This is a genomic window from Polaromonas sp. CF318, assembly GCF_000282655.1.
In the GTDB taxonomy this organism is placed as follows: Bacteria; Pseudomonadota; Gammaproteobacteria; order Burkholderiales; family Burkholderiaceae_C; genus Polaromonas.
In genome coordinates, this window is sequence record NZ_AKIV01000060.1 from 29,646 (window position 1) to 40,346 (window position 10,701).

Below are 10,701 nucleotides of genomic sequence, written 5' to 3' on the forward strand. Positions count from 1 at the left end.
TTATTTGACGGCGGCCGCCGGAATACGCGACCCGGCGCTGGAGGCGGCGGCCTGTTTCAGGATCGCCGCGCAGTTTTCGTCCTGGCCCGGCCCGGTTTCTATGGTGGCGGCCAGTGCCAGCAAGGGATTGACCACACCCAGCGCGAGCGCGATGCCGGCGCGACCGGCCAGCGCGCCCTTGTCGGGACCTGCCGACGGGGCCGCGAAAGTGCCGCCGATTTTTAGGGGCGAGCGCAAGCTCAGGATGCTGCGGTCCTTGGGTGCCGGCTCCAGGACCAGGTCCAGGGTTTCATCGGCCAGGCTGATGTTGCCACGTCCGTTGATCACCGTGTCCGAGGTGTCGAGCACGATGGTCTTGCTGCTCATCAGTCCCTGCTTGACCTCAAAGGCGGCAGCCGCGCAGCGCAGCTGCACATTGCGGTCGCCGCGCACCAGGAACTTGATGATCTCGCCGCCGTCCAGGCCCATGAACTCGAGCAGGATGTTGCTGATCTGGCCCTTGCCCATCAGGACGGCCACATCGCCCGAAGACGTGCCCAGCATTTGCGCCAGCGAATTGCCGCGTCCCTTGAGGTCGAGCTGGCCGCTCATTTTTCCCAGGCTGCTTTTGGTGGTTTCCACCGCGGGGAAGAGCTGGTTGAGCTGCACGCCGCGCAGGTCCAGCCGGGCCGCAAAAATCGCCGGCACCACATTGGAATCTATGCGTATGGCGCCGGCCACCGTGCCCCCCGCGATGCCCATCGATATCGGCTCGAGTTGCAGGGCGCCGCCTGTCAGCTTGACGTGGACGCTGCCCTTGTCCAGCGGCAACACCTGCACATGCCGGATGTCGGCCGCCGAATACACCACGTCGGCGTTCATGGCCTTGAGCCGGGTGACATCCAGTGTTGCCACGGGCAAGACCTTTCGCGATGCGCGATCCGGTTTGCTGCTTTTCGCCGGCGCGGGTTCATCCCCGGCTTGGGTAGTCGCCGCCTTCACGGGGGTGGGCCCCGCCGGCGCAGGCAATCCGATCACCGGCGCCAGGTCGGCGAAGTCCAGCAGTTTGGACTGCACCTTGCCGGTCAGCAAGGGCACCGGCGCGGACTGGTCGAAATTCAGCGCACCGCTGAGGTCCGAGCTGCCCAGGCGGCCCTGGATCTGGCTAGCGGCCCAGACCTTGCCGTGCCTGGCGAGTTTGCCGCGCAGTTTGTAAGGCGGCGTGGACGGCAGCACCACGCCCAGCAGCTTGTAGAGTTCCTCGAGGTTGCGGCCCTGCAGGTCAAAGCTGGCATCCACCCCCGCAAGGTCCGCCAGGTTGGCGATGCTGCCCTTGGCCTTCAGGCTGGTCCTGCCGGCCACCGCATTCACCTCGATGGGAAAAGGCGCTTCAAGGTCCTTGCTCAGCTGCAGCACGCCGCCGGTGCGCCCATGGGCGCTGAAGGCTTCGTTTTGCCATTTGCCCGTCGCCTTGTAGGTGAGGGGCAACTGACCCGTAGCTTCCTGTGCAAGCGAAAAATCCACATGGATGTTGGCGCCCTGCGCCGCCGCCTGGTAGTCCACGCTACCGCCGTCGATCAGCAAGGCATCGATGCGCGGAATGGCGCCCTCATCGGAGGTGTCGCGCGCCAGCGCCCAGGTCCGGCGCCCATCGGGCTCCATCTGCAGCCCTATTTCCGGCGCCGTCAGCGCGATGCGCGGCAACACGACCTTGCCCACCAACAGCGGCAGCAACCTGATGTCGAATTCGGCCGCCTCCGCCTTGACCAGGTAAGGCTTGCTGGCCCACTCGGGATTGGCAAACTCGACACCGTCGGCCCTGACCGTGACGGTGCGCCCCAGGTGCACCGACAGATGCCGGGTGATTTCAAAGCGCCGGCCCAGCTGGTCGGAGACATGGCGGTTGATGGGGCCGCGCAGCATATCCCAGGGGAAAAACACCAGTACCAGCACCAGGGCAAGCAGCACGGCGCCTATAGCGGCAAGCCACCTTCGCCAGAGGACCGGCGCGGACTGTGGGGTATTCATGGGTGGCATGGAGGATCAGGCCTGCATCAGGAAAGCGCAAGGCACCAGGTTCGCCGCACAGTGGCCGGGAAGGCGCTGGAAGCACTGGCTAGCATGCGTTTGTCTCCCTGCGTTGTGGTGCCATGCCTGCGCCTGCAAGGGCGCGGGGCTCCGTTTAGCCCTGCATTCCACTATCGGCCGGATCGCCGCATGGGGCAGTCGGCAGGCACCATGACACACTGTGAGCATGTGCCTACAGCCCGCGTAGTGTGGCTGAGATGCACACGCAACGCAGCCGTAGGTGGCCTCCTACAAGTGCTGGCCTTGGCCGCTGGCAGAATGGGCCCAGGTTAAAGATACATTAGGAAACAAGAGACATTCGCATTTTTGGGACTTTCGTAATACTTCGAAAGCCACGCGGCCTCCTACCTGGACCTGAGCAGTGAGACTGAAAACGTACATCGTAGAAGACAATCCGACCATTCGCGAAAATCTGATTGGGACGCTGGAGGAGTTGGCACGCATTGATGCCGTGGGAACCGCAGACACCGAAAACGAAGGCAAGGCCTGGCTGGCGGAGAACAGCGAGGACTGGGACCTGGCGATTGTTGACCTGTTTCTCAAACAGGGAAGCGGCCTGGGGGTGCTGGCCGCCTGCAGGGACCGCCCTTCGCGGCAGAAAGTCGTGGTCTTGAGCAACTATGCCACCGCCGACATTCGCCAGCGCTGCACGCAACTCGGCGTCGACGCAGTCTTCGACAAATCCAACGAGATCGACGCCCTGGTGGACTATTGCATCCAGCAGAGCGCCGCCGCCGATTGAACTCAATCAATCAGCTTGTTCTTGAGCGCGTAGTAAGTCAGGTCGCTGTTCGAGGAAAGGCTCATCTTCTCCATCACACGGGTACGGTAGGTGCTCACCGTTTTCACGCTCAGCGACAACGCCTTGGCGATGTCGCCCGCCGTCTCGCCTTTTGCCAGTTTGAGGAACACCTGGAACTCCCGCTCGGACAGCTGCTCGTGGGAGGCAACGTCATTGGGCCGGTTCAGCTGCTGAGCCAGCAACTCCGCCACCGCCGGGGTGATGTAGCGCTTGCCCAGCGAGATCACGCGGATCGCGTCGACAATTTCGGAAGGGTCGCACTCCTTGTTGAGGTAGCCGCTGGCGCCCTGGCGGATCAGGTTGACCGCATAGTGCTCCTCGGGATAGCCGCTGAGAATGAGAATGCCGACATCGGGCGCCTTCGCGCGGATCATGGCCAGCGCGTCAATGCCGCTTTGGCCCGGCATGGACAAATCCATGACGAGGATGTCGAGTTCGACATTGCGAACCAGGTCAATGGCCTCGCGGCCGCTGCCGGCCTCGCCGACAACGCGCAAGTCGACCTGGTCCGAGAAAAACTGCTTGAGCCCCGAACGCACAATGGCGTGGTCGTCCACAATTCCGATTTTGATCATGTCGCTGTCTTCCTATAAAGCTGCAAGCCGGCAACGCCGTGAAAAGAGCCTTGAACTGGCGCCTGCTTTAATTTTCAGCACCCATTATTGACGAATTCTTCACCGAAGTACCAAACGGAGTTTGCCGTGAAAGCATTTGCGATACCCAGAATGGCCATCAGCCTGCCTTTGGCGGTGCTGGCCGCCGCCTTCCTCATCTTCATCAATGAGGCGAGTTTCCGCAAGTCTACCGAAGCGGCGGCCAGCATTGAAGAGGCGCAGCAGACCCGCGGCGCCATCAACAAGCTTCTGCAGCATATGCTGGACGCGGAAACCGGCCAGCGGGGCTACCTGCTGACGGGGGACGCGCGCTACCTGGAGCCCTACAACGCCGCGCTGGCCGACATCGACCACAACCTGGACACGCTGCGCCAGCTGTTCACGCCCTACCGGGAACAGCTCGCGGAGTTCGGCCAGATGTCGCGGCACGTTTCCCGCAAGCTGGCCGAAATGGACCTGAGCGTTCGCATGCGCAAGGAGGGCAATGAGGACGCCTGGAAGTTCGTGCTGACCACGGACGTCGGCAAGGAACACATGGAGGCCATCCGCGAGCAGTCCGCTAGGCTGGCCGCCGGCAGCGTCAGCAAAATGGAGCAGGGGCAGGACCAGATCCGGCGCTCGCTGCAGCTGTCGCGCATCGGGGTAGCCACCGTGGCGCTGGCGGGCTTGCTGGCCTTCTACATGTACCTGCTGCAGACCAAGGCCTTGCTGGCCTCCGGCCGGCGCGAGCAGGAATCCCTGCAGCGCGAACGCGACTTCCTCGAGGTGCAGGTGCGTGAACGCACCGCCAACCTGGCCGAGCTGGCCACCCACCTGCAGAATGTGCGCGAGGACGAACGCGGCCACCTGGCTCGCGAACTGCACGACGAGCTGGGCGCGCTGCTGACCGCGGCCAAGCTCGACGTGGCGCGTTTGAAGTCGCGCCTGGCGGGCAGCATGCCGGAAGCGGTGGAGAGGCTCACGCACCTGACCAACACGCTCAACAGCGGCATCGCACTCAAGCGGCGCATCGTGGAAGATTTGCGCCCGTCCTCGCTGTCACACCTGGGCCTGGTGGCCTCGCTGGAAATCCTGGGGCGGGAGTTCGAGGAACGCTCGGGCCTGACCATCACCACCGACCTGGAGCCCGTCGAGCTCGGCGGTTCCGCGCAGCTGACCGTCTACCGCCTGGTGCAGGAGTCGCTGACCAACATCGGCAAATACGCGGAAGCCAAGCAGGCCGAGATCAGCCTGCATAACTTCGACAGCTACATCACCGTCGAGGTCAAGGACAACGGCAAGGGTTTCAAGGTCGGCAGCGTGGGCGCGGGAAGCCATGGGCTGGCCGGCATGCGGCATCGCGTGGAAGCGGCGGGCGGCCGCCTCACCGTCACCAGCGCCGAAGGTGAGGGTACGCGCATTTCCGCGGTGCTGCCGAAGACGCGTTGACATGCGCGCGCGCCTCGCGAACGGCGTAACAAAATGTCGGCCCCCTCCTACAGGGCGTGGCCATTCGAACTGACACAGGCACACGTCCGCAGCCGATGAGACCATCCCGGGACGTTCTCTAAGCTTGGCTCAAGGCCGCTTCAATCGAAGCATGGGCCATCCACCCGGAGCAAGGAGCCTCAGATGTTGCACTATTCCGTCGTTTTTCTCGTGATCGCGCTGATCGCCGCCGTGTTCGGTTTCGGCGGCATCGCGGCCGGCGCCGTCGAGATCGCCAAGATCCTGTTTTTCATTTTTGCCGTGATGGCCGTCGTCAGTTTTGTCATCAGCCTGCTGCGCAAGAACTGACAGCCCCGCCTTTCGCCGAAGGCCTCCCGCATGAGCCGCGTCACCCGGTGACCCGGCTTTTATTTTCCCTTCTTCTTTTCAATGCTCCCTCAACCCACCAAGGACCGCCATGACCCCCCAGACCGCCACCAACACCGCACGCCAAGCCTCCGATGAGCTGCTGCAGACCGCCGAGAAAACCGTGGCCAGCACCCGCAGCTATGCCAACGAGGCCCTCGACAAGGCCGAAAGCAAGGTACGCGACCTGCGAGGCAGCGTCGACCCCGTGGTCGACATGCTGGCCTCCAAGGCCCAGCACCTGGCGCGCCAGAGCCTGGACATCGCCGCCGAAGCCAAGGACCGCGCGCAGCGCTCGCTGTCCAACGCGACGGCCGCCACCTCGCGCTATGTCGCCGACCAGCCCCTGCGCTCCGTGCTGATCGCCGCGGCCGTGGGCGCGGGCGTCGCGCTGCTGATTTCCTCGGCACGCCACCACCGCCAGCAGAACCGCTACTGAGCCACCGCGACAGAGACCACCAAGACCACTCCGCCATGCTCCATCCCCTTTTTTCCACCATCGTGCAGCGGCCCGACCTGGTCGTGGATCACCTGTCGGCCTATGCGGCGCTGTTCCAGGAAGAAGCTTCCGAGGCCAGCGCCGAATTGCTGGCGCGCGTGGTGGCCTGGGCCGCGGCGATTGTGGCGGCCGCGGTCTTCCTGGGCCTGGCCGGTACCGCCGTGATGCTGGGAATGCTGCACAACCAGTTCCATTGGGCGCTGGTGGTGGTGCCGGGCATCGCGCTGGCCATCCTGGTGCTGGCCATGCTGCGGGCGCGCAAGCCTTTCGCCGCGGAACGCTTTCCCGAACTGAAGGCGCAGATCGACAGTGACGCCCGTGCCTTGCGCATGGCCGCCTGAACAGCGTCACCCATACCGCGCCATGACATCCCTCGCTCAACTCACCCAGCCCACGCCGCAGGAAAGGCTGGCCAGCAGCCGCAAGGCCATCGTCAGGCACATGAGCCGCGACAAGCTGTCCCATGACGAGCCGGAACAGTCCGCGCGGCACGGTGATGAAGGCCCGTCGCATGCCGAAGGCGGCAGTTGGGGCTTCATCAAACACGCACTGGGCGCCTGGTGGCAGCACCACCCCGTGAGCGCCGCACTCAACCTGGTACGGCCCGTGCTCGGGGAGTACGCCAGGGAAAAACCGCTGCAGTTGCTGGGCATCGCCGCCTTGGCGGGCGCCGCGGCCGTGGCTTTCAAGCCCTGGCGGCTGGTATCCCTGGGCAGCGTGCTGCTGGCCACGCTCAAGTCGTCGGAGATCTCCGGTGCCCTGCTGTCCATGCTTTCCCGTCCGGCGCAGGACAACGAGCAGACGCAAAGGACACCATGAACACGCCCGTCATTTCCAAACGCCCTACCGCAACTTCCGGCGAACTGGTGCTTGACGAAACCGGCCTGGATGCGGCCCGCAAGAGCCTGGCCGACGGCGCCATCACACCGGCCTACGGTCCGCACCGCGACGCCATCGTGAAGCTGCTCAACGACGCCCTCGCGACGGAACTGGTCTGTGTGCTGCGCTACAAGCGCCACTATTTCATGGCCGGCGGCCTGTCCTCACCCGCCATCGCGGATGAATTCCTGGTGCACGCGAATGAGGAATCCGGGCACGCGGACCGCATCGCCCGGCGCATCGTGCAACTGGGCGGCGAGCCCGATTTTTCACCCGGCACGCTGCAGCAGCGCAGCCATGCCGACTACGACGAATCCAACGACCTCAAGACCATGGTGCGCGTCAACCTGGTCGCCGAGCGCATCGCGGTGGAGATCTACCGCCAGATGATCGCGCTGATCGGCGACAAGGACCCGACGACGCGGCGCATGCTCGAGGACGTTCTTGCCGACGAGGAAGAACATGCCGACGAACTCAAGGACTGGCTCGAAAAATAAACCATGACCGCAGGCCTGTGGGCGTGGTGCCGTTCACAGGCAGGCTTTTTCAACCCTGCACCAAAACCATGAAATCAACACAAGAGGAAACAATATGAAATACGCTCGCGCAATTGCATTCGCCGCCCTGGCAGGCATCACCATCATTGGCAGCGGCTGCGCTGTCGGGCGTGGCCAGGAAACTGCCGGCGCCTATGTCGACGACGCCGCCATCACAACGTCCGTGAAGGCGAAATTCGTCGAGGACAAAACCGTGGCGGCCACCTCCATCAAGGTGGAAACGCTCAACGGCACCGTCCAGCTGTCCGGCTTCGCCAAATCCGCCGCGGAAAAGGCCCAGGCTGAAAACATCGCCCGCAACGTGAAGAACGTCAAGGCTGTTCGCAACGACATCGTCGTTCGCCCGTAAACGGTCAGGCCCTATGCCACCGCAAGGTGGCTGGAAAAGGCAGGCATGGGATTCCCGTGGCCTGCCTTTTGCACGTCCGGGCTCGCGGCCTCTAGCCGGCAGCCTTGACTTCAAGTTTGTTGTCCACCGATTTGACGCCTTTGACCGCCTTGGCCAGCTCGGCGGCCTTGTCGCGGGCGGCCGTCGTGGGCGCGGAGCCCTTGAGGATCACTGCGCCGTCACGGGTGTCCACATTGATCTTGAGCACGCTCAGGTCGGGGTCCTTCGCGAAGCCCGCGGTGACGGTGGTGGTGATGGTGAGGTCGTCGATTTTTTCACCGGCCTTGGCGGCCATGTCCTTGCCGGAAGACTCGGCGCTCTGGGTCGCGTTTTTCACTGCGGCGCCGGCACTGGCCATCTCGCTCTCGGCCTTGGCTTTGGCCCTGGCCGCGGCGTCTTCGGTTTTCGCAATGGCCGAGTCGAGTTGCTGGCCGGCTGTTTTGCCCTCGTCCTGCTTGTTGCAGGCCGACAGGGCCAGCGCCAGGGATGCCGCGACCAGGACGGCCAGCGGACGCAGGGCATGGCTCGCATGCGAGGGATTCAAGAGGGTGGGAATCATGGTGGCTCCTTATCGGGATGTGAGGGGCCCGGCCTGAACGGCCGGGCGCAAGAAAATGGCGAAGCGGCGTTCGCGCACATTCACTCTAGCCAGATGGCCCGTTGCCGCACATCGGCCCAGGCTGAAACAGCCGTAGGACAAGGGGCAGCGCCCGTATTAGCGGCAGCTGCCGTGCCGCTTGCGGAATTGCGCGGGATACACCGGCGGCGCGGCGTGCGACGGCGAGAAGATTCCCAGTCCCGCGGCCCTGGCGTGGCGCTGCTGCGCAGCATAGGGGCCGGCGTTGCCCCGGTTGCGGTAAGACCAGGCCAGGCCCTGCGCCACCATCCAGCGGCCTGTGTCATCGCCTTTGAAGCTGATCTTCGCCAGCAGGCGGCCGTAGTCATCATACTGCCGCCCGTGCACCGCCACGCGCTGGCCCAGCAGCATGCGCATCAGCGCGTCGCGGGAGGCGGTGCCGCCGGCCTGGCAGATTTCCGGCGCATCTATGCCGCTGATGCGAATGCTGACCGGCTTGCCGCCGCCGGGCGGCCGCACCCTCAGCGTGTCGCCGTCGACCACATAGGTCACCACGCCGGACCAGGCGCTTGGTGTGGACTTCGCTTGGGAAGATGCCTGGACGGGAAGCCACGAGCCCAGCAGCGCGGCCATCACGAGAGCTCTGGAAAAGAACACCATCGCGTAAAGAGGGCGGTCAGGCTGTGACAATCCAGCCTTCCAGTGGGTCCATCTCCAGCGGCAAACCGTAGCGCGGCGCGCCCTGCCGCTGCGCCCAGGCCGCCTGCATCAGGCACAGCACGGCATCCAGGCTGTCGCCGCTGGCGTCGTCAGCCAGCGCGTCGCGCTGGGCATGGCTGACTTTCAGGCGCAGCCCCAGCCGGGTTTGCCCGTTTTCCAGCGCGGTGATCAGGTCCTTGCGCGCGATCAGCCGCTCCGGCGTCTGTTTGGCCTTGTCGTCGTTCTTGTAGCTGCGCTTTCCGATCAGCTCTCGCGCCAGCAGCCCGGGATAGGCTTCCAGCGCGACACGGCCGGGGTCGCCCGCGTGCAGGCCCGGGATGTGCACACCGGCCGCCAGCAGCAGCGGCAGCGCGGCGTGCAGCATGTAGGCCACAGGCGGGTTGACCCACTTCATCGACGGGCTGGAGCCTGCCAGCTTGTCGAAGGCGCGGTGCGCAAATTTTCCGCCCACCGGACGCGCGTCGCAGAACGCGGCGAAGGTTGTGCGAATTTCCGCGCGCGACAGGCCGGCGTAGTGCTCCACGCACTCGCGCCATTGCAACGGCCAGCCCAGGTGTTCCACCAATTCGCGCGGCAACCCGAACGGAAAATCGAAGCCGCCCACCCACTCGCTCGGCTGCGACAGCCAGGCCGCGAACGCATCCAGGGTTTCGAGCCTTTCCAGCCGCTCGAGCATCACCCGGCCGCCGGCTTCGTGGCCCAGTGCCATGACGATCGGCTTGCGGCGCGTCGGTGTGCTGGAAAAGTCGCAGCCGAGCAAGGGCGTGTTGGCCATGGTCAGCCCACCGCCAACGCCATCACGCCGGCCGCGATGAAGCCGGCTCCGAGCAATCGCAGCAGGCGGTCGCCCTCACCCAGCAACTGGCCACCGATCAGCGCGGCGAACAGCATGGAAATTTCCCGCGCGGGCGCGACGTGCGAGAGCGGGGCCGTCTGCATGGCGTAGAGCACCAGCACATAGGACACGGGACTGATGATGCCGACAAAGACCGCGTATTTCCACTGCCGCCGCCACAGCAGGGCCGCGGCCGGCACGTCACGCAGCACCTGCGGAGCGACCACGACCAGCCGCAGCAGGTTACCCATGTAGTCCAGCAGGATCGGCGACATGAGCAAGACCTTGACCGTGTAGCCGTCCACCACCGTGTAGCTCGCAATGAAGACGCCGGTGATCAGCCCATAGATCATGCCCTTGTGGATACGCTTGCGTTGCGCCGGATCGTGCGTGGCCCGCCACAGGCCCGGCCCGCCGGCGATAAGAAACACGCCCACGACCACACCGGCAATGCCCGCGGCGCCGAGGGTGGAGATCTGCTCCCCCAGCACGAAGATCGCGGCCAGCGACGACAGCAAGGGGCCCGAGCCACGCGCCAGCGGATAGACCACGGTGAGGTCGGCCTTGCGGTAGCCGCGCAGCAGCACGACGTAGTACAGCGTGTGGAGGACGGCGCTGGCGGCCAGCAGCAGCCACTCCGCGCTGCCCCAGCCCGGCACCTGGTCCTTGCCCAGCCAGATGCCCAGCGGCGCCCAGAACAGCATCATCACGATGCTGGTGAAAGCGGCGAAGCGAACATCGCCGCCGGCCTTTTTGGCGGCGATGTTCCAGCTGGCGTGAATCAGGCCGGCAAGAACAATCAGGGCAAGGGCGGAAAGGGGCACCGGTCAAGCCAACACAACAAGGCTGCGGTGCAGCATGAAGCGCCTTCTTGCCAGCCAGGGCCGCGGAACCGGCTTTGCCGGGCCGCAGGCGCAACGCCCCCTCGGG

General features: G+C 64.9%; 14 protein-coding genes. 8 read left to right on the top strand and 6 right to left on the bottom strand.

All coding sequences use genetic code 11. The annotated features are described in order from the left end of the window. A complete protein-coding gene (locus PMI15_RS10365) occupies positions 1–2,016 on the bottom strand; it encodes an AsmA family protein (RefSeq protein WP_007867894.1) in 2,016 nt (671 codons plus the stop codon). 412 nt (positions 2,017–2,428) lie between these two features. On the opposite strand from PMI15_RS10365, the gene PMI15_RS10370 reads away from it, so the two are divergent. Continuing rightward, positions 2,429–2,809, top strand: a complete 381-nt coding sequence (locus PMI15_RS10370) for a response regulator (RefSeq protein WP_007867896.1) — start codon at positions 2,429–2,431, stop codon at positions 2,807–2,809. 2 nt (positions 2,810–2,811) lie between these two features. Here PMI15_RS10370 and PMI15_RS10375 read toward each other — a convergent pair whose 3' ends face one another. After that, positions 2,812–3,444 (bottom strand): response regulator transcription factor, encoded by a 633-nt coding sequence (locus PMI15_RS10375; RefSeq protein WP_007867910.1) that lies wholly within the window; start codon positions 3,442–3,444, stop codon positions 2,812–2,814. 126 nt (positions 3,445–3,570) lie between these two features. Here PMI15_RS10375 and PMI15_RS10380 point away from each other — a divergent pair, with 126 nt between their 5' ends. The 7 genes from PMI15_RS10380 to PMI15_RS10410 all read left to right on the top strand — a co-directional run bounded on the left by PMI15_RS10380 (position 3,571) and on the right by PMI15_RS10410 (position 7,600). Next, positions 3,571–4,911: a CHASE3 domain-containing protein gene (locus PMI15_RS10380; protein ID WP_238541103.1), complete on the top strand. Its 1,341-nt coding sequence runs from the start codon at positions 3,571–3,573 to the stop codon at positions 4,909–4,911. A gap of 183 nt (positions 4,912–5,094) precedes the next feature. Continuing rightward, complete coding sequence (locus tag PMI15_RS24350; protein ID WP_007867921.1) at positions 5,095–5,259, top strand: DUF1328 domain-containing protein; 165 nt, start codon at positions 5,095–5,097, stop codon at positions 5,257–5,259. A gap of 109 nt (positions 5,260–5,368) precedes the next feature. Next, positions 5,369–5,755 carry a hypothetical protein gene (locus tag PMI15_RS10390; RefSeq protein ID WP_007867923.1) on the top strand — a complete coding sequence of 129 codons (387 nt, stop codon included), beginning with the start codon at positions 5,369–5,371 and terminating at the stop codon, positions 5,753–5,755. A gap of 35 nt (positions 5,756–5,790) precedes the next feature. Further along, entirely contained in the window at positions 5,791–6,156 is a 366-nt protein-coding gene (locus PMI15_RS10395) for a hypothetical protein (RefSeq protein WP_007867926.1), read from the top strand. 22 nt (positions 6,157–6,178) lie between these two features. Then, positions 6,179–6,634, top strand: a complete 456-nt coding sequence (locus PMI15_RS10400) for a hypothetical protein (protein ID WP_007867929.1) — start codon at positions 6,179–6,181, stop codon at positions 6,632–6,634. Then, on the top strand, positions 6,631–7,191 hold the full coding sequence (locus tag PMI15_RS10405; RefSeq protein WP_007867933.1) for a bacterioferritin: 561 nt from the start codon (positions 6,631–6,633) through the stop codon (positions 7,189–7,191). The genes PMI15_RS10400 and PMI15_RS10405 overlap by 4 nt, the downstream gene beginning before the upstream one ends. Before the next feature lie 94 nt (positions 7,192–7,285). Beyond that, the gene (locus tag PMI15_RS10410; protein WP_007867936.1) at positions 7,286–7,600 is read left to right on the top strand and encodes a BON domain-containing protein; all 315 of its coding nucleotides are present in this window, start codon (positions 7,286–7,288) and stop codon (positions 7,598–7,600) included. Positions 7,601–7,691: 91 nt separating this feature from the next. Here PMI15_RS10410 and PMI15_RS10415 read toward each other — a convergent pair whose 3' ends face one another. From PMI15_RS10415 to PMI15_RS10430, 4 genes are all read right to left on the bottom strand, one after another. After that, positions 7,692–8,198, bottom strand: a complete 507-nt coding sequence (locus PMI15_RS10415) for a BON domain-containing protein (RefSeq protein WP_007867938.1) — start codon at positions 8,196–8,198, stop codon at positions 7,692–7,694. Between the two features lie 156 nt (positions 8,199–8,354). Then, a complete protein-coding gene (locus PMI15_RS10420; protein WP_007867942.1) occupies positions 8,355–8,849 on the bottom strand; it encodes a thermonuclease family protein in 495 nt (164 codons plus the stop codon). A 43-nt stretch (positions 8,850–8,892) separates the two neighbouring features. After that, positions 8,893–9,711 carry a DUF429 domain-containing protein gene (locus PMI15_RS10425; RefSeq protein ID WP_007867945.1) on the bottom strand — a complete coding sequence of 273 codons (819 nt, stop codon included), beginning with the start codon at positions 9,709–9,711 and terminating at the stop codon, positions 8,893–8,895. A gap of 2 nt (positions 9,712–9,713) precedes the next feature. Next, positions 9,714–10,595, bottom strand: a complete 882-nt coding sequence (locus tag PMI15_RS10430) for a DMT family transporter (protein ID WP_007867953.1) — start codon at positions 10,593–10,595, stop codon at positions 9,714–9,716. Between the last annotated feature and the right edge of the window lie 106 nt (positions 10,596–10,701).

Coding starts and splice junctions, on each gene's coding strand:
- PMI15_RS10395 (WP_007867926.1), top strand. CDS start 5,791: ATGCTCCATCCCCTTTTTTCCACCATCGTGCAGCGGCCCGACCTGGTC.
- PMI15_RS10405 (WP_007867933.1), top strand. CDS start 6,631: ATGAACACGCCCGTCATTTCCAAACGCCCTACCGCAACTTCCGGCGAA.
- PMI15_RS10365 (WP_007867894.1), bottom strand. CDS start 2,016: ATGCCACCCATGAATACCCCACAGTCCGCGCCGGTCCTCTGGCGAAGG.
- PMI15_RS10390 (WP_007867923.1), top strand. CDS start 5,369: ATGACCCCCCAGACCGCCACCAACACCGCACGCCAAGCCTCCGATGAG.
- PMI15_RS10375 (WP_007867910.1), bottom strand. CDS start 3,444: ATGATCAAAATCGGAATTGTGGACGACCACGCCATTGTGCGTTCGGGG.
- PMI15_RS10425 (WP_007867945.1), bottom strand. CDS start 9,711: ATGGCCAACACGCCCTTGCTCGGCTGCGACTTTTCCAGCACACCGACG.
- PMI15_RS10415 (WP_007867938.1), bottom strand. CDS start 8,198: ATGATTCCCACCCTCTTGAATCCCTCGCATGCGAGCCATGCCCTGCGT.
- PMI15_RS10410 (WP_007867936.1), top strand. CDS start 7,286: ATGAAATACGCTCGCGCAATTGCATTCGCCGCCCTGGCAGGCATCACC.
- PMI15_RS10400 (WP_007867929.1), top strand. CDS start 6,179: ATGACATCCCTCGCTCAACTCACCCAGCCCACGCCGCAGGAAAGGCTG.
- PMI15_RS10420 (WP_007867942.1), bottom strand. CDS start 8,849: ATGGCCGCGCTGCTGGGCTCGTGGCTTCCCGTCCAGGCATCTTCCCAA.
- PMI15_RS24350 (WP_007867921.1), top strand. CDS start 5,095: ATGTTGCACTATTCCGTCGTTTTTCTCGTGATCGCGCTGATCGCCGCC.